Source organism: Cupriavidus sp. GW821-FHT02F09, from assembly GCF_059421605.1.
On sequence record NZ_JBWKVH010000035.1, the window covers coordinates 25479 to 45432 of the forward strand.

Annotated in this window: 20 protein-coding genes; 8 read left to right on the forward strand and 12 right to left on the reverse strand. The window is 61.0% G+C overall.

Annotation, left to right across the window (positions count from 1 at the left end; all coding sequences use genetic code 11):
* Positions 1-43 precede the first annotated feature (43 nt).
* The 7 genes from AC07XB_RS28850 to AC07XB_RS28880 form a co-directional block, all read right to left on the reverse strand.
* Positions 44-1675, reverse strand: coding sequence for a PepSY-associated TM helix domain-containing protein (locus AC07XB_RS28850; protein WP_492807631.1), 1632 nt, complete (start codon positions 1673-1675; stop codon positions 44-46).
* 22 nt (positions 1676-1697) lie between these two features.
* Complete coding sequence (locus AC07XB_RS28855; protein ID WP_492830842.1) at positions 1698-2018, reverse strand: hypothetical protein; 321 nt, start codon at positions 2016-2018, stop codon at positions 1698-1700.
* Positions 2018-2320, reverse strand: coding sequence for a hypothetical protein (locus AC07XB_RS28860; protein WP_492372806.1), 303 nt, complete (start codon positions 2318-2320; stop codon positions 2018-2020). Before AC07XB_RS28860 ends, AC07XB_RS28855 begins: the two co-directional genes overlap by 1 nt.
* A 104-nt stretch (positions 2321-2424) precedes the next feature.
* On the reverse strand, positions 2425-3279 hold the full coding sequence (serB, locus tag AC07XB_RS28865) for a phosphoserine phosphatase SerB (protein WP_492372807.1): 855 nt from the start codon (positions 3277-3279) through the stop codon (positions 2425-2427).
* A 236-nt stretch (positions 3280-3515) separates the two neighbouring features.
* Positions 3516-3731 (reverse strand): hypothetical protein, encoded by a 216-nt coding sequence (locus AC07XB_RS28870; protein ID WP_492830843.1) that lies wholly within the window; start codon positions 3729-3731, stop codon positions 3516-3518.
* Between the two features lie 121 nt (positions 3732-3852).
* Positions 3853-4158, reverse strand: a complete 306-nt coding sequence (locus AC07XB_RS28875; protein WP_492830844.1) for a nuclear transport factor 2 family protein — start codon at positions 4156-4158, stop codon at positions 3853-3855.
* Positions 4159-4581: 423 nt separating this feature from the next.
* Positions 4582-5808 carry an FAD-dependent monooxygenase gene (locus tag AC07XB_RS28880; RefSeq protein WP_492807626.1) on the reverse strand — a complete coding sequence of 409 codons (1227 nt, stop codon included), beginning with the start codon at positions 5806-5808 and terminating at the stop codon, positions 4582-4584.
* Positions 5809-5947: 139 nt separating this feature from the next.
* On the opposite strand from AC07XB_RS28880, the gene AC07XB_RS28885 reads away from it, so the two are divergent.
* Positions 5948-6889, forward strand: coding sequence for a LysR family transcriptional regulator (locus AC07XB_RS28885; protein ID WP_492807625.1), 942 nt, complete (start codon positions 5948-5950; stop codon positions 6887-6889).
* On the opposite strand, the gene AC07XB_RS28890 is transcribed toward AC07XB_RS28885, so the two are convergent.
* Entirely contained in the window at positions 6886-7305 is a 420-nt protein-coding gene (locus AC07XB_RS28890; protein ID WP_492807623.1) for a hypothetical protein, read from the reverse strand. The genes AC07XB_RS28885 and AC07XB_RS28890 overlap by 4 nt on opposite strands.
* 184 nt (positions 7306-7489) lie before the next feature.
* Positions 7490-9145: an AMP-binding protein gene (locus tag AC07XB_RS28895; protein ID WP_492830845.1), complete on the reverse strand. Its 1656-nt coding sequence runs from the start codon at positions 9143-9145 to the stop codon at positions 7490-7492.
* A gap of 245 nt (positions 9146-9390) precedes the next feature.
* On the opposite strand from AC07XB_RS28895, the gene AC07XB_RS28900 reads away from it, so the two are divergent.
* The 6 genes from AC07XB_RS28900 (at position 9391) to AC07XB_RS28925 (ending at position 15863) form a co-directional block, all read left to right on the forward strand.
* Positions 9391-10113 (forward strand): nitroreductase, encoded by a 723-nt coding sequence (locus tag AC07XB_RS28900; protein WP_492830846.1) that lies wholly within the window; start codon positions 9391-9393, stop codon positions 10111-10113.
* Positions 10114-10174: 61 nt separating this feature from the next.
* Positions 10175-11545, forward strand: coding sequence for an MFS transporter (locus AC07XB_RS28905; RefSeq protein WP_492830847.1), 1371 nt, complete (start codon positions 10175-10177; stop codon positions 11543-11545).
* A 25-nt stretch (positions 11546-11570) separates the two neighbouring features.
* Positions 11571-12329, forward strand: coding sequence for an SDR family NAD(P)-dependent oxidoreductase (locus AC07XB_RS28910; protein WP_492807616.1), 759 nt, complete (start codon positions 11571-11573; stop codon positions 12327-12329).
* Positions 12330-12351: 22 nt separating this feature from the next.
* Positions 12352-13548 (forward strand): acetyl-CoA C-acyltransferase, encoded by a 1197-nt coding sequence (locus AC07XB_RS28915; protein ID WP_492372814.1) that lies wholly within the window; start codon positions 12352-12354, stop codon positions 13546-13548.
* Positions 13549-13617: 69 nt separating this feature from the next.
* The gene (locus AC07XB_RS28920; protein WP_492372815.1) at positions 13618-13845 is read left to right on the forward strand and encodes an enoyl-CoA hydratase/isomerase family protein; all 228 of its coding nucleotides are present in this window, start codon (positions 13618-13620) and stop codon (positions 13843-13845) included.
* Positions 13846-14165: 320 nt separating this feature from the next.
* Positions 14166-15863 carry a tannase/feruloyl esterase family alpha/beta hydrolase gene (locus tag AC07XB_RS28925; protein ID WP_492830848.1) on the forward strand — a complete coding sequence of 566 codons (1698 nt, stop codon included), beginning with the start codon at positions 14166-14168 and terminating at the stop codon, positions 15861-15863.
* A gap of 223 nt (positions 15864-16086) precedes the next feature.
* Here AC07XB_RS28925 and AC07XB_RS28930 read toward each other — a convergent pair whose 3' ends face one another.
* Positions 16087-16737 (reverse strand): TetR/AcrR family transcriptional regulator, encoded by a 651-nt coding sequence (locus AC07XB_RS28930; protein WP_400102049.1) that lies wholly within the window; start codon positions 16735-16737, stop codon positions 16087-16089.
* A gap of 345 nt (positions 16738-17082) precedes the next feature.
* Between AC07XB_RS28930 and AC07XB_RS28935 the strand changes: the two genes are divergently transcribed.
* Positions 17083-17880 (forward strand): Crp/Fnr family transcriptional regulator, encoded by a 798-nt coding sequence (locus AC07XB_RS28935; RefSeq protein ID WP_492807611.1) that lies wholly within the window; start codon positions 17083-17085, stop codon positions 17878-17880.
* Between the two features lie 705 nt (positions 17881-18585).
* On the opposite strand, the gene AC07XB_RS28940 is transcribed toward AC07XB_RS28935, so the two are convergent.
* On the reverse strand, positions 18586-19122 hold the full coding sequence (locus AC07XB_RS28940) for a cupin domain-containing protein (protein ID WP_492372818.1): 537 nt from the start codon (positions 19120-19122) through the stop codon (positions 18586-18588).
* Positions 19119-19856: an NAD-dependent epimerase/dehydratase family protein gene (locus AC07XB_RS28945; protein WP_492830849.1), complete on the reverse strand. Its 738-nt coding sequence runs from the start codon at positions 19854-19856 to the stop codon at positions 19119-19121. Before AC07XB_RS28945 ends, AC07XB_RS28940 begins: the two co-directional genes overlap by 4 nt.
* Positions 19857-19954 lie beyond the last annotated feature (98 nt).

Genomic DNA, 19954 nt, shown 5'->3' on the forward strand with positions numbered 1-19954 from the left:
CGGACACTGTCCGAGGCGGCCCTTTTTTTGCCTTGTTGCCGCCCTAGCCAGCCGTCGATCCCGCCGCGGCAGCGTCCGCCACATTAGAGCGAGGCTTCCCTTGCATGGCCCACACCGAGTTTGGCGGGCCGTTGCGCGCACGGCGCTGCGTCAACCGGGCCAGCGCGGCAAAGCCACAGGCCAGCGCCAGCGCACCGATATCGAAGCCCGCCACGGCCCAGTGCCCGGCCAGCGCGGCGCGCCACAGGAAGTCCCCCGTTACCAGCGCATTGACCAGCGGCACCAGCAATGCGGCAACGGCCGCGGCCCACAGCAACTCGATCGCGGCGCGTGCCGGCGCACGCATCAGGGCCCATCCAAGCGCCGCGAAAAAGACCGGGAAGTAGGTGTAGCTGGAAGCCCGCGCGGGCCAGAGCAGGGCGCCGCAGAAGGCTGCCGCCACGCCGATGCAGCAACCGATGCACACGCCGACCGTCGCCTGCGCCAGCAGGCGGTGCACGCGCGGCTGCGCCTGCTGCCGGGTCTTGCGGCGCGATTCGATCCACAGCAGGTTGCCGGAATAGAACAGGAAGGCCCCCGCCAGTCCCGCCAGCAGGTAGACCAGGCGCAGGGCCAAGTCGCCATAGGTGCCAAAGTGCAGCGCGTAGATCATGCTGAAGATGGCGTGGTTGCTGTCGCGCCCGGCGGCGGTCTGGTCCGCCAGCACGCTGCCACTGTCCGGCTGGCCGGCGGCAGCGTGCACCGACACCGACCCGTAGTTGCCAAGGACGCGTGCGCTGTCGCCGCGAATCTCGATCAGCGCGTTGGCGTCGCCGTAGTGCTGATAGCGCACCGACAGCGGCGTGAACCGCTCACCCGCGCTGGCGCGCGCCGCCGCCAGCAACGTAGCGGCCGGCAGGGGCCGCGCCGCGCGGCCTGATGCCTTCAGTTCTGGCGAGGCGGTGGTCAGGCGCGGCAACGCCTCGGACAGCTTGCCATCGAAGGCCATGACGTTGAACACCATCGCCAGCACCAAGCCAAGGCATAGCACCGCGCCGGTGATGGCGAACACCAGGTGGAAGGGTAGGCTGAACAGTCCGACGACGTTGTGCGCATCCATCCAGAAGCGCTTGAGGTTGCGCCCCGGCCGGATGGCAAACAGGTCCGGCTTGAGCCGCGGCAGGTGCAGCAGCACGCCCGACACCAGCGCCAGCCCATACAGCACCGCGATAACGCCCATGAAGTAGCTGCCGGCCACCGGCACGCCGAGCGTGTAGTGCAGGCTGTTGATGAATGCTGCCAATTCTTCGGGCGCCGTGTCGAGCGCGGTGTCCTTGGGCGTGGTCTTGCCCCCGTCAAGCTTGGCAGAGGTTGTGGTGTGCCACTCGCCGGCCTGGTCTTGCCAGTAGGCCGTGAAGCCAGGCTCGTGCTCCGTCGGCAACGTGACGTAGGCGCTGGCTGCGCTCTTGGGATGCGCCGCCACCAGGGCCTGCATGAAGTGGTCGAGCGCGGCCGGGTTGGCCGGCTGGGCGGCCGGGCTATGCGCGGCCGTGCGCTGCGGCGATTGCCAGGCGTGCAGTTCCTCGTGGAAGACCGTGATCGCGCCAGCGAAGAAAGCGATGAAAAGGGCCCAGCCGGCCATCAGGCCGACCCAGGTGTGCAGGGTTTGGTACAAGCGCAGGGTTGTGGCTTTCATGCGGGGTTCCTGGTGCGCCGGTTCATGCCGCGCCGGGGGCGAGCAGCAGGCGCCATGCCCACAGTCCGCCGTAAGCGATCAGGTTGCCCGCTGCGAGCCAAAGCCAGGCCGCGCGGCTGGTGGCGAATAGCAGGCTGGCGCAGAGGATCGCCACCCAGATCGGCAGGCAGGCGAGGATCACGCCGATGGCTCCGCTTTGCCAGCCGCCGGGCAGCCAGATGACGCCTAGGGCGGATAGCGCGACCGCTAGCGGCAGCCCCAGCAGGGTGCCGGCCAGCCACTTGGTGCCCATGCCGGGCTTGGGTTTGCTGCGGACGTTTTGGGGACTGGGGGCGGCTTTCATTAGCCGGCCTGGGCGAGGCGCTGGCGCCGCGCATCGCGGTAAGCACCGGCAAAAGGCCATAAGGACAGGCCGGTGCCAACCGTGGCCAGCGTGGCCGCGATCGCGGCCGGCCAGCCCTGCGTCAGGCTCCATGCCCACGCCGAGGCGGCGATCGAAAGGGTGGCTAGCCAGCACAGGCGCGTGCGGCGGCTTCGTGCCGTGGCTGGCACGGATAGTGGCAGCAGCAACAGGCGCTGGTTGGGCGATGCCAGGTACAGGCAGCATGCGCCACCCAACCCCAGCAGCACGGCAAACACTTGCATGGCGGGCTCAGTAATTTCTTACAAAGCCGGATGATAATAATTCTTATTTCAATTCGCAAGCGCGCCGCATATGGTCTGCCGGTGCCGGGCGCAGGCAGCGGCAGTTAATGCGGGAAAAGCTGCAGCAAGCCGTCCAGCCCAACGTGGTTGAACGCTACGCTGGCCTGCGCGCGCACCACCGGCTTGGCACGGAAGGCCACCGACAGGCCGGCCACGGCCATCATCTTCAGGTCGTTGGAGCCATCGCCCATGACGATGGCCTGGGACGGGTCCGCGCCGATCTGCGCACACACTTCCTGCACCGTGCGGGCCTTGACGTCGGCATTGACGATCTCGCCCAGCACCTGGCCGGTGAGCTTGCCATCGACGATCTCCAGCGTATTGGCGCGGGTCACGTCGAGCTTCAGGCGGGGCTTGAGTTTTTCGGTGAAATGCACGAAACCGCCTGAAACCAGCAGGGTGCGCATGCCCAGGGCCTGCACGGTCTGCAGCATGTTCTCCGCGCCGGGCGACAGGCGCAGGCGCTCTTCATACACGCGGTCCAGCACACTGGCGTCCAGCCCCTTGAGCAGGGCCACACGGCGGCGCAGGCTTTCGTTGAAATCAGTGATCTCGCCGCGCATGGCCGCCTCGGTAATCGCCGAGACCTCCGCCTTGAGGCCGCAGAAGTCTGCGATCTCGTCGATGCACTCGATGGTGATCAGCGTGGAGTCCATATCCATCGCCACCAGCTTGAAGTCCGACAGCTTGCGGCCGGCGGGCACGATGGCCCAGTCGATGCTGCGCGGGCCGCAGTAGGCGTCCAGCGCTTCGCGCAGGGCGGGTGTCAGCGCGGCGCTGGCATCGGCGGCAGCCACGGTCTGCGCGCGCAGCGCGAGCGTGGGGGCCTGGGCGATGGCGCGGATGGCGTCGATATCGTTGGCGGACAGCGGGGCGGGACTTTGCAGAATCAGGGACATGGCGCGAATGCAGGGCCGGGCCGGGCGGCCGATGGCGATAAATGCGGGATGCGAGCCGCAGCGGCGGCGAAGACCGCTATTGTATATGCCCGCGCGCATGCGGCGCGGCCGCCGCCCGATAGCGCTAGCTGCTGCACGGCGGAATCCGTGCGGGCGGATGTGTTCTATCGCGCTCGTCGAGGTCTGGGGCCGGCCCGCAGGCCAGCCCTCATCGCACTACATCGCACTACATCGCACTACGCTACTTGCGCGTTAGCCTCGCATTGCACAGCCAGTTCGCTCAACACCAGCGTCTCATGCGCCAGCCCTGCGGCCAGCGACAGCACCCGTTTCTGGATCTCCGGGTTCAGGTCGCCGAAGACGCCGGATTCCGCATTGTCACAGGACAGGAAGAGCAGGGCGCAGAGCTGGGCCGATTTCTCGACGGCCAGGCGCCAAGCCGCGTGAGCCAATGAGTCAGGAAGCGGCTGAACGTCATAGCTGCTTGATATGCCGCTTCCAACCCACGTCGGACGCGCGATCCGCCAGCAAGCAGGCAACACCGTACGTCGTGGAAGCAACTTTGCTGCTCGATCAAGGACTCCGGCCGTCTCTTAAGACAGCTTCTCCCGTGCGGGGATTCGTCAGGGTGACATTCTCGAGCGCCTTGATTCGCCACTCGCCAACCTGTCGCGTCAGCACGGCAAGGATCAGCGTGTCGACAGCGTGCGGGCCCGCCGGATGAGCAGCACCGACCGTGAGGCGGCTCCAGAAGTGAATGACTGCCGCATCGTTGCCAATGGGGATCACGTCGATCAGTTCGTTATCCAGCGTGGAATCGCTGTAGATAGTTGCGTGGATGGGCGCATGCAGCTTGATAATCGCCTCGACGCCCCGCACGTAGTGCCCGAAACCGGTTCACAAATGTCGCATCCTCATGAAACAATGTGCCGAGGGACTGCATGTCGTGGCTGTTCCAAGCGGTCTGAAACGCGTGGAGCACGTCTTCGGGTTGACTCAGTTGAATCATGGTGGATTCTCGCAAGTGTCGACGTTGCAACGCCCGACATCCGCATCGGACGGTTGTTGTCGAGCGGTCAAAGCAAATTCTGCCCTACCACGGCATGTCGGCTCGTGGCTGACTCCGGTAGACCGAGGGGAGGGCGCCAGCTGGCTCTTCCCGACCCGTTGCCGCCGTTCGAGTTTCAATGACCAATGTTTGCTATGCAGCGCTTACCGGCAGACGCCCGCATGCGAGCTGACTGGATGGATGGATGGAAAGAAATGTTTGCATAAAACCCGATGAAGGACATCTAGCGCACGTCATTCAATACGGTACAGGCTGCCGAAGCGCCCCCCCTGCGCTGGCGTGCTGTCGGTGCAGCTTGGCATTGGCAGGCCCTGTCCCCATGCGGCGGCCAAGACCTGCACGTCACGCACAGGATCTGACGCCTTGGCCCGCTCGTTGCGCATGCGGCAGGTTTCAGGATCGGTGGCGAACAGCCCGCGTGCAAAGACCCGACCTTGCTCCGCTAGCTTTGCAGTTTTGGGGCTGCGGATCTTCGTGAATGCCCGAAAGGCCTCATCCAGGCAGCCGCTTGCGCCATTCAGGCACCGGGCCAAATGCCACGCATCCTCCAACGCCTGGCAGGCCCCCTGCCCCGACGTCGGCAATGGCGCGTGTGCGGCATCCCCAACCAGCAGTACATTTGCCCGACTCCATGTATGCAGCGGCTCCAGGTCATGCACCGCAATCAGCCGGATGGCATTTGCGGGCGTGGCACGGATGATATGCGAGACCGGTTCGGGCCATCCCGCGAACAGATCTTCGACCTCCTTGCGTATATCTGCGGTCGGTATGGCTTCAGATAGGGGCCGAGCCTGGGCCGCAGCCCAATACACCAGTTGGGGTCGAATCGCGACGCAACCAAAGCGCTCGCCCGCCCCCCAGTAATCCTGAATCGAAATATCGTCCACTAGCGCATGCTGCCCCTGAGCTACGCCAATCCAGTTCACGAAGCCCTGATAAACAGGTGTGTTGTCACCCGCGACAAACTTGCGCGCCACAGAATCCATGCGGCCGTCGGCGCCAATGAGCAGATCCGGGCGGATGCTCGCACCGTTCTCGAAATGGGCCACAGCCCTGCCATTGGCATCCAGCTCAATCCGCACCGCCCGGTGTCCGAACTCCACCGGTATCCTGGCCCGGGTTACATGATCTAGTAACACCTCCTGCAAGTGCCGGCGTAGCACCGTGTAGGTCGGGTATCCCATCGTCCGGTCCAGCAAGGCAATATCGAGGCCTCCCAATGCATTGCCCACGGCATCCTGGCGGTGCATTGTTAGCGGTCGACCACCAATGGCGTCGATGTCTTGCAATAGCCCCAGTTCTTCCAGCACAAAGCTGGCATTGGGCCAAAGCGTCACGCCGGCCCCCAGGGTTGCCGGCTCCGCTCGGCGCTCATAGACCCGAGGGTTGTAACCCTGCTTGCGCAAAGCCAATGCCACGCTCAGGCCCGCGATGCCGCCGCCAAGTATTCCAATTTCCACGTTGAATCTCTCCTGTCCATACGGTGCCCGGTGCACGGCTCACCGTTTCGCATCGTGCAAAATGGCATCTTAGATTTCGTCATTAAAGAGAACTAGCGTGTAAAAATGGAAGGCTTTCATACCTAAAACGGGATAATCAATGCGCGATGGACTCGATCTGAATACGGTCCGTGTCTACACGGCAGTTGTTGATGAGCAGAGCTTTGCTGGCGCATCGCGTCTGTTGGCCATCCCCTCGTCCAACGTCAGCCGCCATGTCGCTGCGCTGGAGCGCAGACTCGGCGTGCGCCTGCTGGAGCGAAGCACCCGCCACCTGCGTATGACGGAAGCCGGTCGACTGCTCTACGAACGCGCCAAGCCCTTGCTCGATACTCTGCTCTCTACGCAGGAAGAGCTTGGTGCGGTACAGCGCGAACTGCGTGGTCCTCTGAAAATGTGCATGCCCGGCGAAGCGCCAAGGCTGCTGGCTCCCATCCTCGCCGAATTCTGTAGCCTCCATCCAGGCATCGAGCTGGAATGCGATACCCGGATGACCGGACTGGAAGTGCTTCGAGAGGACGTTGACCTTTCCATCGTCTTCCACCGGGGCCATCAGGAGGACAGTGCCTTCATCACCCGCGAACTCGCCACACTGCCCAGTATCGTGGTTGCTGCACCCTCCTTGCTGGCCAGGACCGGCATGCCACGCCACGTGCGCGAGCTGAAGTCTCTGCCCTGTATCACCACCCTCAGTGCGCTGAAGGGCCAGCCCTGGCAGTTTCAGGACGCAGCAGGCGAAATCGTCAAAGTGCCGGTACGCAGCCGCTACCGCGTCAACAGCGGGGAATTGGCCGTGGCAGGCGCACGCCAAGGCATCGGCTTCGCGATTGTGGCGGCCTATCCCTGCCAGGAAGACCTTGCTACGGGCCGATTGCAGGAGGTACCACTGGATCTGTGTCCCGCCCCCCTGCAATTGTTGGGGGCATACAGCCATCGCCATTCCGTGACTGCGCGTGTTCGGGCGCTGCTGGAATTGATACAGGTACGGTTGGCTGGATCGGCGAGCCTTCCCATGGACCCCAGACCGCGCGGGACGGTTTAGGATCGAAGTGGTGCGCCGGGCTCAAAGTGGAATTTCTCGGAGCGTAAGGAGTTGCTCGGCATGGCTTTTTCAACGTCCGCTACTGGCCGGTCGTTGGTGGCTTGCACTGCCGGCAGGACTGCCTTCAGCGCTGTGGCCAATTCAGGTGCCCTTGCTTCATCTCTCAGGATCCTTGTCAGCCATGCCTCAAAGGTAGTCAATCTCGCTTGCTTCAGGTGTTGAGCTGCAAGGGCAAGCAACCCCTTGTTTTCATAGATGGTCAGTAGGCTACGCAAGTCCCCACATGCCAGTGCGTCCTGAATCTTTTGAGTTGCTCCCGCGGCGAGGCCTGCGACATCCAGGCTTGCGGTCTGAGCGCTGTACTCCGCAATTAGCTCGCCGACACTTTTGGTGCGGGAAAGGTTGATCTTTTTCAACGTCCGATCGATTCGACGGCGACAGAACCTCACGACGACCTCGGCGGCGGCTGCGGCGACTGCAAGGCGGCGAAGATAGCCGCCCTCAGTTTGGATATGGGTCCGAAATATGGTTTCCCCACATGCCCGACTCGGGCGACCAAGCTTGCCCTATGCGGCTCGGGATGGAGATTCTGCCAAGGACCTAAACGTTCGAAAGGTCCGTAATGGCTTCGCGGCTTCCCGCCAGTTCCCGCAATCTGAATTTCTGAATCTTGCCCGTTCCCGTCTTTGGAAGTACCCCGTATATGACCCTCACCGGGCACTTGTAGTGGGCCAGGTGCTCACGACAGAAGCGGATGATGTCAGCTTGGTCTGGGGCAGCGACGCCGGGCTTCAGCTCAATGAACGCGCAAGGTGACTCTCCCCACTTTGCGTCTGGTTGAGCGACTACAGCAGCGATCAGGACAGCCGGATGCCGATGGAGAACGTCTTCGACTTCCACCGAAGAAATGTTCTCACCACCAGAGATGATGACGTCCTTCGAGCGGTCCGTAATCTGGATATAGCCGTCCGGATGCATCACAGCGACGTCGCCTGTGTGGAACCAGCCCCCATTGAATGCGCTGGCAGTGGCCTCGGGATTCTTGAGGTAGCCCTTCATCACGATGTTGCCGCGGAGCAAGAGCTCACCTTGAGTTTTGCCATCCCGGGGCACAGGCTCGCAAGTGACTGGGTCAGCAACACAAAGGTCTTCCAAGCCGGAGGCCCGATTGCCCTGGCGAGCCATGAGGCGCGCTTTCTCATCCATCTGCTTATCGCTCCATGCCGGGTTGATGAAGCTGCTCACCGGGGTGCCGGATGCTTCCGTAATGCCGTAGACGTGTTCAACTTCGAACCCCATCTCAATCACTGACTTCAGCACTGCTGCAGGCGGCGGCGAGCCGGCCGTTCTAACTCGGACAGTACGCTTCAGTTGACAACGCTCAGCATCAGAAGAGTTGGCGAGCGATGCCAATACGATCGGTGCTGCGCAAAAGTGATCCACGTCATGCTGCTTGATGGCGCCAAAGATATTCGCTGCGGTCACCTTTCGCAGGCAGACGTGCGTGCCGGCAGCGGCGGTGATCGCCCACGCGAAGCACCAGCCATTTGCGTGGAACAGGGGAAGCGTCCACAGATACACCGGCCGACGGGGCATGCCCCAATCCGTGAGTTGGAGCATGCTCATAAGGTAAGCGCCCCGATGGCTTGGTACGACGCCCTTCGGGTCCGATGTGGTGCCGGATGTGTAGTTCAAGGCGATCGCGTCCCATTCCTCCTCCGGCCATACGCCCGGAAAGTCAGCGTCACCTTCAGCGAGGAAGGTTTCGTACTCCATTTCGCCGACCAGATCGCCGGTGGGTGCTTCGATGTCAGCGATGTCGATGACCAGTGGCTTGTTCTCAATCCGTTCGAGCGCTTTTGCAGCGAGCGAAGAGAACTCCCTGTCGACAAAGAGAACCTTGCATTCGCCGTGGCGCAGGATAAAGCGGACGCCTTCGGCATCCAGCCGGCAGTTGATCGCATTGAGCACTGCGCCCGATAACGGGATGCCGTGATGTGCCTCGACCATGGCGGGAGTGTTGGGCGCGAGAATCGAAACCGTATCTCCACGCTTGATGCCCCGCTTGACGAGCGCGCTCGCCAGGCGCAGGCAGCGTTCTCGTGTTTGCTTCCACGTTTGCCGCATCGAGCCGTGAATGATCGCGATGTGATCGGGATATTGGTCGGCGCACCGATCAAGGAAGTGGAGCGGTGTCAGCGGGAGGTGATTTGCAGGGGTACGGCCAAGCCCGCTCTGATAAATGTTTCCGGTCATAGCGATGTCTCCACGTCGGGTTATGAATGCACGGCCCTGAGGGGTTCCCCGTTCCTCAAGCCACATCCCAATCTAGCGTTGGTCCAACGGGGTGAATGTCACCCCTGAGACATTTCCATGCATCGAGTTCCGACCTTCAAAGAGGGAAACGATTGTCGGCTGCAAGACATTGGAGCTGAGAAACGCTCGCTAATCTGAATTCTAAGTGGACGCGAGGTCCGCATGACAGTTGAGCGAGGTAGTAGATGGAACGAGCTGGACCGCCACCGGATGAACTTTCATCGATCCGTTCGGCTGTGGAATGGGCAATTGCTACGCGACGTAGCGTTCGCGCCTATCTTCCGAAGCCTGTCCCACACGAGACCATCAAGGCAATTCTTGATGTGTCGCGCTATGCGGCGACGGGAGTGAACATTCAACCCTGGAAGGTACACGTGGTCATGGGCGACGCCCGAGACCGGGTCTGCGCCGCAATCGCCAAAGTCGACAACGATCCCGAGTTGGCGGATGCGCATGCCGATGAATGGGACTACTACCCAGAAGAGTGGGTGTCGCCCTATATCGACAGGCGTCGTGACATCGGATGGAAGCTCTATGGCCTTCTTGGCATCGAGAAGGGTGACAAGCAGAGGATGCACGCGCAGCACGGCAGGAACTACCAGTTCTTCGATGCACCAGTCGGGCTGTTCTTCACGATCGACCGCGTGATGCAGCGCGGCAGTCTCCTCGACTACGGGATGTTCCTGCAGAACATCATGGTTGTCGCGCGTGCCTACGGTCTGAGCACCTGCCCTCAGGCCGCCTTCATGAAGTACCACAAGCTCATCGAGCAAGAGCTTGGCTTGCCGCCAGAAGACATGTTCCTGGTGGGCATGAGCCTGGGCTACGCCGACGAGAGTCGCATTGAGAACTCGCTCGTCTCTGAAAGGGCGCCTTCTTCCACCTTTACGGTTTATCACGTCACCTAGCTTTACCCGCAGATGGACCAATAGCACCACCAACGATATCCATTCTCAAATGGAGGAGACCATGAGTAACGAAGTTGATATTCAAAGGATCACACAGAACGCGAGATTCTCGCGCTTCCATGGCTTGATCCTGTTCTGGTGTGTTCTGATTCTCGTGCTCGACGGATACGACTTGGCCGTTGTGGGCGCGGCATTACCGTCCATCATGAAACAGATGGGGGTGGATGCAGCAAAGGCCGGATTCATGGCGAGCTCGGCCCTGTTCGGCATGATGTTTGGGGCGATTTACCTCGGCACGCTGGCCGACAAGATCGGCCGGCCTGTGTCGATTTGCGTATGCATCGCGCTGTTCAGTTTCTTCACAGCCGCGGCCGGACTGACGCACGATCCGTTGAGCTTCAGCATTACCCGGTTCTTCGCAGGTCTCGGGATTGGCGGCGTGCTTCCCATCGTGACTGCTCAGATGGGTGAATATGCTCCGCGCAAGATCCGAGCCCGTCTCGTCACCCTGGTGTTCGCTGGGTACTCCATCGGCGGCATCCTTGTGGCGCTCACCGGCAAGCAACTGATTGAAGCCTATGGCTGGCAGTCCGTGTTCTTCATCGCCGGCACGCCCATCCTGATCATTCCCTTCGTCTTGCTGACCATGCCTGATTCGCTGGCGTTTCTGGTGCAGCGAAACCGTGCCGAGAAGCTCGTACAACTGATCAGGAAGATCGCGCCGGAGGTTCAAGTCAGTAGCCAAGACCGGTTCGTCATGCCCCAAGAGGCGATGGTGACCAAAGCCCCGGTGGCCAAGCTGTTTCGGGACGGACGTGGATTCAGCACAGTCATGATCTGGGTCGCCTTCTTCATGGGGCTGTTCATGGTGTACTCGTTGAGTTCGTGGCTCACAAAGTTGATGGCCATGTCGGGCTATAGCCTTGGGTCCGCACTTACCTTTGTGTTGGTTTTCAACATTGGTGCCATGGTCGGTGCCGTGGGTGGTGGTTGGCTGGGCGACAAGTACAACATCAAATATGTACTGGTGGCCTTCTACGCGACCGGTGCAGTGTCGCTGGCGTTGATGGGTTACACGAAATCGACTGAGCTGCTCTTCCTTGTCGTGTTCGTCGTCGGTGCCTCCACCCTTGGAACACAGCTCCTGGCGTACGCATACGCCGGTGAGTTTTACCCCGCTTCGATTCGCTCGACCGGTGTGGGCTTTGCCTCCGGTATCGGCCGCCTCGGAGCGATCGCCGCACCCGTGCTGATCGGCATGCTGGTGGCGATGCGACTGCCTCTGGAGCAGAACTTCTTGGCGATCGGCCTTGCCGGCGTATTGGGCACCGTCGCGGTCATGATGATCGACCATCGCCGCAGCGCGGCCAACACACATGGCGCGCAAGCGCTTCCCTCACACTCCGACATCCCTTGGTCGGCAAGCAGTTGACCCATCACCCTCAGGAAATCATCCGATGCAGATCAGTAACAACGTATTCGTCGTAACCGGTGGCGGCTCTGGACTGGGAGCCGCAACTGCCCGATTGCTCTCTGAACAAGGGGGCAAGGTGGTGATCGTCGACCTCCATCTGGAGGCCGTCGAAGCGTTGGCTGAGGAACTCCGCTGCGCGTCTGTCTGTGCCGACGTGACGAGCGAAGAGGGAGCAAAAGACGTATTCAAAGCAGCAACCGCGCTGGGAACATTGCGCGGCCTGGTGAACTGCGCCGGTATCGCGCCCGCGGAGAAGGTAGTAGGCAAGCAGGGGCCGCACGCAATGAGCTCGTTCTTGCGCACCCTCAACATCAACCTGGGCGGCACGTTCAATATGGTTCGGCTGGCCGCCGAAATCATGCAACAGGAGCCACCCGACGACGATGGCGAGCGCGGTGTGATCATCAACACTGCGTCGGTTGCTGCGTTCGACGGCCAGATTGGGCAGGCCGCCTACGCCGCCTCGAAGGGCGGTGTGGTTGCGATGACCTTGCCGCTCGCGCGGGAGTTGGCCAGGTCCGGAATTCGGGTCGTGACGATTGCTCCAGGGATCATGGAAACCCCGATGCTGCTCAAGATGCCAGCCGATGTGCAAGAGGCGCTGGGTCGGTCCGTTCCGTTTCCTTCGCGCTTGGGTAAGGCGACGGAGTTCGCTGGTCTGGTCGAGCACGTGCTTGGCAATGGCTACTTGAATGGCGAGGTCATCCGGCTCGATGGCGCCATCCGGATGGCGGCAAAGTAAATCACCAGAACGGAGACCGAACATGAGTACAAACGATCCAGTCGTCATTCTGTCCGCCGCACGCACGCCGATCGGTGGCTTCCAAGGAGATCTCGCAAGCCTGACAGCCCCGGAACTGGGCGGGTTCGCTATTCGCGCAGCTGTCGAGCGCGCGCGTATCGATGCTGGCGCGATCCAGGAACTGCTGATGGGTTGTGTTCTCCCGGCCGGCGTTGGTCAGGCTCCTGCGCGGCAGGCCTGCCTGAACGCCGGCCTTGCTGAATCAGTGACGTGTACGACGATCAGCAAGGTGTGCGGATCCGGCATGAAAGCCGTGATGCTGGCGCATGATTCGATCGCCGCTGCTACCAACGACGTGATGGTTGCTGGGGGCATGGAGTCGATGACGAACGCCCCCTATCTGCTGCCCAAAGCGCGCAAAGGGTATCGGCTCGGCCACGGGCAGTTGCTGGACCACATGTTCTTCGATGGATTGGAAGATCACTATCGAGACGACACACGCGGCCGGCTGATGGGTACGTTCGCCGAGGACTGTGCTGAGCGCTATGGATTCTCGCGCGAAGCCCAGGACGAATGGGCCATTCTCTCGACCCAGCGTGCGAAGGCGGCGATCGAACGCGGTGATTTCGCATGGGAAACGACGCCGATCACGGTCCAAGGTCGGACAGGGGAGGTCACGCTGCGGAGCGATGAGCAGCCGCCAAAGGTCAACCTTGAGAAGATCCGCTCGTTGAAGCCGGCCTTCAAAAAAGGGGGGACGGTGACGCCGGCGAACTCAAGCTCGATTTCGGACGGCGCTGCTGCGTTGGTGCTGGCGCGGGAATCGACTGCCAGGAAGCTGGGTGTACAGCCGCTCGCCCGAATCGTTGGCCACGCGACGCATGCACAAGCGCCCGCGGACTTCACCACTGCTCCGGTGGGGGCCATCCAGAAGTTGCTTGGTCAGACCGGCTGGTCGACCGCAGATGTCGATTTGTGGGAAATCAACGAGGCGTTCGCTGTAGTCACGATGGCGGCGATTCATGACCTGCGCTTGGACCCTGAGACGGTCAACGTTCATGGTGGAGCGTGCGCTCTTGGGCATCCCATCGGTGCGTCTGGCGCACGGATCCTTGTGACACTTCTTGGCGCCCTCAGGGAGGCGGAAAAGAAGCGTGGCGTGGCAAGCCTTTGCATCGGTGGCGGTGAGGCAACCGCGGTGGCGGTCGAGTTGTTGTAAGGAAAGGCCACCTGCCTCGCATTCGACGCGAGGCAGGTGGCGTCGTGAAGTTGTTGGCCGGAGCCAAATGTGAGTGAAGTGGTTTTGCGAAAGGCGATCGACCGCGTCGGTCTGATTCAGATCAACAGCCCCGAAGCGCTGAATGCGCTCAATGACGATGTCATGAATGGAGTCGGGGCCGCTGTTGATGCGTACGAGCGGGACGACAACATCGGATGCATCGTCCTGACCGGCAAGGGATGTCCGCCTTCCTGTCGAAACGGCAACCAGCGTTCAAGCACCGCTGACAGCGGGTAAATGCTTAAGGTGTCGAGACCACAGAGCGGGTGGCATTCCAGAACGAAAACGACCGCCAGCTTGAACAAGGTTTTCTGTACATCAAGGAGTGGCCCAACCTGAATATGGCAGGGCTACTCCAGCATCTTCGACTGAATACGGCTCGAAATTTCCAATCGTCTTGCGCAAGACAATCCTGAGCAGGCCCGATCGGTATGGTCGTCATCGGGGTGCTTCGCCGCCATGCTCGTCAGTGACGACGCACCTCGCAGGACTATTTACTTGAACGAAAGCGACTCGTGGACAACTAGAAGTCCCGGCGTCTGCTAGGAGACAACGTCATGAAGTTCACCAAAGTCAGGCCGCAATGGCTTGCACCCACTGTGGCAACGCTATCGGCCTTGCTCGTCGTTGGTTGTGGAGGAGGCAGCGACTCTGTCGTAGCCGATGCCACGCCCCAGTTGACGCCAGCGCGGCAGTGCGCGGCGCTTCAAGGTTCAGCCGTACCAGCTTCCGCGATTGGTTTGCCAACGACTGGCGCCACGATCGCGTCGGCGACGCTCATTGCTGCGACGGCGTCGGGCAATACAAATGGCGAGTTCTGCAAGGTCTTGGGGGGGATTCATCCCGTGGACCCGGCCGCGCCGGACATCAAGTTCGAAGTTGATTTGCCGTCCACTTGGAACGGGAAATCTGTTCACTTCGGTGGCGGTGGGCTTGACGGGTCTGTCCCGGCCACAACAGGCTTCACAAACACCGGCCTCACATCCTATGGCGAACCGAAGGGGGTTCTGACTCCGCTGGCGCGCGGATATGTGACGCTTGGCAGCGATAGCGGGCATGAAGGAAGCTTTGGGGATGGCCGGTTCGCTCAGAACGATGAGGCGTTGGCGAACTATGCCGGCGACCACATCAAGAAAACGCATGATGTCGCTCTGTTTTTAACCAAGCAGCGCTACGGGGCGACGTTCGCGCATAGCTACTACATTGGTGGCTCTGGCGGCGGTCGCCAGGCGCTTATCGCTGCGCAGAAGTACGCGTCAGACTACGATGGCATCATTTCGACGTATCCCGCGTCCGGGATCATGGGGCTGGCCTACCAAATGGGGCGCATCTCTCAGGCGTTACTTGCCCCAGGCGGCTTCATCAACGCAAACAAGGCCGCTATGCTCAAGAAGGCTGTGATGTCGGCCTGTGACAGTCTGGACGGCGCGACAGACGGCCTGATCAGCAATCCGGGTCTTTGTACGTTCGATCCGGCGACTGTGCGATGCCCAGGGGGCGCCGACACGGGCGACACCTGCCTGTCTGACGCTCAGATCAGTACTGTCAATACCATGGCCACGCCGCTGAAGACAAATTTTGATTTCGCAAACGGTATTCACAGCATTCCTGGTTACAACATCCTCGCAGGCACCGATTTCTGGAGTGGCTTCTTGTTACCGTTGGGGGACTCTCCAGCAGACGCCGTACTGGACCCGGGGACAAATGCAACCGCACAATGGTCGTTCTTCTATGCCTTCCCGAATAGCCTCGTGCGATACGCTATTGCAAGGGATCCCTCGCTCGATTTGATGTCCTTCAACTTCACGGATCCAGGGCCGCTTACCGCTAGAACGCAGACGGTAAGTCAAATGATGGACTCCACGACTGTCAACCTCGACAACTTCAAGAACCGAGGTGGGAAGGTGATCCTTCAGCACGGGCAATCCGACCAGTTCATTCCGGCTCAAATGTCGATTGACTACTACAACCGATTGCTGGCGAGCTATGGGCAGAATGCGTTGTCGTCATTCCTCAAGTTCTATCTGGTTCCCGGTGCCGCACATGGCACGGGCGGGCAGTTTGAGGCGGCATATGATGGGCTGACTGCTTTGGATAACTGGGTCACGAAAGGCACGGCTCCGCAGAATCTCGTCGTTACCGACTTGAACCCGCCCACCGCGGGGCGCACGCGGCCTCTGTGCGAGTACCCCCAGTGGCCAAAGTACGTCAGCGGGGACGTGAACGCCGCATCAAGCTATACGTGCACCAATTGATCCACTGCCTGTGACAACATTGTCACAGGCGGATCAAGTCACTTCACTACTTCAGTCCTCTTGTGCTGCCGGCCGAAAACACGAGGCCGGCAGCACATCCGCTAAGCGCAAGAGGCTTGTAGAGGTAGTCGGCGCGACAGAAATCCTTGCGGAAGGCGAGGTCGGGGGGGGGGAGATCGTCCTCCGCTAGCCGGTAGAGACGGTCGATTCCTGAAGGAAGCGACTACACAGTCGGAATCCTATAGGCGGGCGCCTGTAAGCCTGAAACCCCTCGCAGACAAAAGGTGATGATGGCCGAGCCGTGGGCGGCTGCCTGGACAGCATCGGCTGTAGCGTTGTTGGTGAGCGGTGCCACCAGGCCTTCGAAAAGGCAGCCGACTATGCAGTCTGCCGATGCGGCGGCATCCTGTGCAGGGAACTCGCCATTCGCCATACCCTGCTCAATGATCGTCTTGAATACCCTGGCCAGTGCTCGGTGATAAGTGAGCCGGGCAGCCTCGACATCTGGCTCAACAGGTTCAGCGACTAGGGCGTAGGCTAAGCGTCGGCCTCGCAAAGCGCGACTCGCGAACGTCCATGCGGCCGCACCAAGACGTTCTAGTGCGGTCCCATCACGCATGGCGATACCAGCTACGACGTCGACTTCCCGTTGCGCCGTCGTTTTCACGAGTTCGACCAACAACTCGGTCTTGGACGGAAAGTAGCGGTACAACGTGCCGATCGCGATGCCTGCAGCCTCGGCAATCAACGACATCTGGGCTTCTCGGAACCCAGATTCCGCCACCAAATCTCGTGCGGCTTGGAGGATCAACGGATGTTTGTCGGCACCCCGCCGGCGAATCCGAATGCGCGGAGGGCTATGTGGAATTTCCATTTCAGTTATGCCTGCTTTTCGACGAGAAATTGTGCGGTACACCGCTCACCTTTATGGTGGCCATTATAGCGCCCTCCGTACAAACACCTAGCCGTGCTTCCCTTGACAGTATCCCTTTCGGGCCATAGTCTAAAGCGAATCCAAATTTCACTTAACAGAACGTCGAATCCCACTTGATCCCGACAGCTTCCCAGGTCGGAGGTCTGCCAAGGATCTGGAAGACTGGACTTCTGCACAGCGCTTGCCACATGCCAGCGGTATCAAGTCGGCGGCGGGTGCTCAGCGCAAACAGGTGATCATGCAACTGCGCAATACTGGCTCCAAATGATGAACCACGTGAATGGCATGCAAGCCAAGCGAGCGGAAGCGATGCGAGTTTCGCCCGTCGCCCTCTCGAAATCCAGCAGCTTGGTCGACTCCACCTTGCAGAATCGCAATGCTGGTTTTTGCAAGCCTGGCCATCTAAGTCTGGAGGCGTTTCTTTTGCAGGCGCCCTGGTGCTCGAATCTGACCTCTGAGCAGAAGACTCGAGTTATGCGTGATAGCTTTGACCGATCCTACGATGCTGGTGCCGTTGCGTGCCATCGAGGGGATCCTGCCGACCACTGGCTTGCGGTGATGGAAGGGATCGTGAAGGTCGATACCGCCTCGAGAGAGGGGCGGGTTATCACATTTGCGGGCGTTCCTGCCGGCTCGTGGTTCGGTGAGGGTGTTGTGCTGAAAGACGAGCCACGGCCCTATTCTGTTGTTGCGATCCGGGATAGTCGCCTAGCATTCGTACCCAAGTCGACATTCCTTTGGCTCCTTGAGCAGAGCCACTCGTTCAGCAGATACGTGATCGACCAACTCAACGCTCGATGTGGCTACTACGTTGGACTGGTGCACAACCTTCGGCTGCATGAAGCATCTGCGCGGGTGGCATTCTGTTTGGCAGAGCTTTTCAATCAGCAGCTCTATCCAGCCACGGACAAGACGTTGGGCTTCTCCCAGGAGGAAATTGGGAGGCTTTGCGGGCTTTCAAGGCAGAACACGAATCGGGCCATCCGCGAACTGGAAGATGCAGGGTTAGTGGTTGCTGAGTATGGGTCAATTCAGATACTGGATTTGGCGGCATTGCGTAGATTCGCACACTCCGGGGATTGAAGAGGCGCAGCTGTAATCGGGTCCGCACGCTGATGCGCGAGGCGGATTTGCGCGCGCGATGGAAGACGTCCAACGCAAAGTCCTTGTGGCCGCAGCGCATGCTCATGCCACCGACAACGATCGGTCGATGCCCGCCCACAAAGGGCACATTCGGATCGACGGGTCGCTGCAGCCCCTCCTGGAGGAGTTCCTTCGAGTGGAAGGCGTATTCCGGGTACCGCTCTGGCAGCGGCCAGAATCCCGGCTCGGGCGCCCAAAGCGCCTCCATGGCCGGGCTTGGCCGGATGCAGGACGCGCCCCAGGCATGAGGGGTTGCGGCTCCAGTCGGGTGGGCGGCAGCGGCAGGGCAAGACCAAGGTCTGCGGGCTCGGTCTCAATGCGGAGAAGCCATAGTGCACGGTAGTTCAGCCTATTTCGGTTTCCTACTCTAGAAAGAGTTAGCAGCCCCGTGCCGACTTTCTATAGCTCTTGCGACGTCGAACCACTCCCGGATCGCGTCGGCCACAACGCTTGGATCGCAAGTGGCGGCATCCTGAACGCATGCCAGAATGAGACCTTCGACGTCAAATATCCCTTCCGCCCGTGCCCGCCAGGCTTCGCGGTCGCGTCCTCCGTGAACCAGATCGTCCTCGGCTCTTCCCAACCCACAACAGCCACTCAATTTTCTTCGAAGCAGACGTTCGCATTGCGGTCTGGCCGTGAAATCTAGTCAGGCGGTAGCACCAATGCCCCGCAACCGGTATCGGCGACGAAGGTCGCAAGAAATCTCGCCGGGTGCGTCGGATCGGGATTCTCGGCGAACAGGTGAAGTGCGTGTGGCGGCTCGAACCATGTTTGTCCACTGACATAGTCGACGGGTCCTCCTCCCGCCAGTTGAGAGCGAATCGTCCCCTCGAGCACGACCGCCGTCACCGAGCCCGGGTGACGATGCGCGGGCGTAAAGCCGAGCGGCGGAAAGTCGACGATAGCCGTCGTCACCGACTTGCCCGGCGCGTCAGGCAGAGCTTCGCACGACAGAATTTTTACGGTCGAAGCGGGACGCCCCGTCGCCGTGGCATCCGGCGATGCACTGGACAGCAGCGGATCGCCACCGCTGCCACAAATGCCGGCGAACCAGTCGATCGCCGAACGGGGCGTCGCCGGACCCGGCAGCAGCAATGCTACTGCTATTGCCGAAAGCATCGTGGGATTGCCCGGCAGCCGCGGCAAGTGCGCGAGAAGCAGCAGAGCACGCGGGTTCATACATGCGCCCCCGATCGCAGGTCCTGCGACCAACCCAGCTCACGCTTCGCCTTTGCACTGGTGACCTCGGCGTCGTCCTGCGCAATGTTGTATATCCCCGATGTGCCCCGTTCGAGCGCTAGCAAAGCCGCAAACGCAGCGGCTTCGACGTGCAGCGGGCTTGAGCCGGCGGGTACATCGCAACCCGTGCCGGGCCCGTAAATCTGTCCATACCTGAGTACGGTCCCAGTCAGTGGCGCCGTTTCCAACACATGGCGCTCCAGTGCCGCGACGCCCCGCACGCTAGTACCGCGCGGGCTATGCGCATCGATATCGAGTGCGCAGCTTTCATCGTAGGGCGTCCCGCCTGGTCGATACGCCCACGCGATGCTTTGCGCAATCATCCGCTTGCTACCGGCTGAAATGGCCGCTGCAACCAGGTTACGCGTTCCTTCGTCGCGAATCCGGGCGTTGGCGGTCACCGCCTGAGCCATGCGGGCGGGATCCAGCCCGAACGGCAAATCGGTCAATTGATGAATCACGCTATGCGGCGCGATGCGACCCAACGCGTCGCGTAGCGCGTCCACATCGAATACGTCCACGACGACCGGCGTGACACCAGCGTCTTCGAGGTTCTTCGCCCGGTGGGGGCGCCGGGTGCTGCCGAACACCGTATAGCCCGCCGCGATTAGCAGGGGCACCAGTGCGGTGCCAATGGCGCCGCTTGCTCCGGCCACAAAAACCCTGTGCCTCATCTCTCTTCTCCTGTTTGCGATTGCGAACGATGCAACGGTATGTCGCATTTTTTGATGAAGAGCAGGATAGGGTTGTTAATGGTCGCAAAAAAGGTCCA

Bases quoted from the DNA above. Each gene is read 5' to 3' on its own strand.
- AC07XB_RS28900 (WP_492830846.1), top strand. From the start codon at position 9,391: ATGGAACGAGCTGGACCGCCACCGGATGAACTTTCATCGATCCGTTCG.
- AC07XB_RS28850 (WP_492807631.1), bottom strand. From the start codon at position 1,675: ATGAAAGCCACAACCCTGCGCTTGTACCAAACCCTGCACACCTGGGTC.
- AC07XB_RS28915 (WP_492372814.1), top strand. From the start codon at position 12,352: ATGAGTACAAACGATCCAGTCGTCATTCTGTCCGCCGCACGCACGCCG.
- AC07XB_RS28885 (WP_492807625.1), top strand. From the start codon at position 5,948: ATGCGCGATGGACTCGATCTGAATACGGTCCGTGTCTACACGGCAGTT.
- AC07XB_RS28910 (WP_492807616.1), top strand. From the start codon at position 11,571: ATGCAGATCAGTAACAACGTATTCGTCGTAACCGGTGGCGGCTCTGGA.
- AC07XB_RS28940 (WP_492372818.1), bottom strand. From the start codon at position 19,122: ATGAACCCGCGTGCTCTGCTGCTTCTCGCGCACTTGCCGCGGCTGCCG.
- AC07XB_RS28925 (WP_492830848.1), top strand. From the start codon at position 14,166: ATGAAGTTCACCAAAGTCAGGCCGCAATGGCTTGCACCCACTGTGGCA.
- serB (WP_492372807.1), bottom strand. From the start codon at position 3,279: ATGTCCCTGATTCTGCAAAGTCCCGCCCCGCTGTCCGCCAACGATATC.
- AC07XB_RS28945 (WP_492830849.1), bottom strand. From the start codon at position 19,856: ATGAGGCACAGGGTTTTTGTGGCCGGAGCAAGCGGCGCCATTGGCACC.
- AC07XB_RS28905 (WP_492830847.1), top strand. From the start codon at position 10,175: ATGAGTAACGAAGTTGATATTCAAAGGATCACACAGAACGCGAGATTC.
- AC07XB_RS28930 (WP_400102049.1), bottom strand. From the start codon at position 16,737: ATGGAAATTCCACATAGCCCTCCGCGCATTCGGATTCGCCGGCGGGGT.
- AC07XB_RS28895 (WP_492830845.1), bottom strand. From the start codon at position 9,145: ATGACCGGAAACATTTATCAGAGCGGGCTTGGCCGTACCCCTGCAAAT.
- AC07XB_RS28860 (WP_492372806.1), bottom strand. From the start codon at position 2,320: ATGCAAGTGTTTGCCGTGCTGCTGGGGTTGGGTGGCGCATGCTGCCTG.
- AC07XB_RS28855 (WP_492830842.1), bottom strand. From the start codon at position 2,018: ATGAAAGCCGCCCCCAGTCCCCAAAACGTCCGCAGCAAACCCAAGCCC.
- AC07XB_RS28935 (WP_492807611.1), top strand. From the start codon at position 17,083: ATGCAAGCCAAGCGAGCGGAAGCGATGCGAGTTTCGCCCGTCGCCCTC.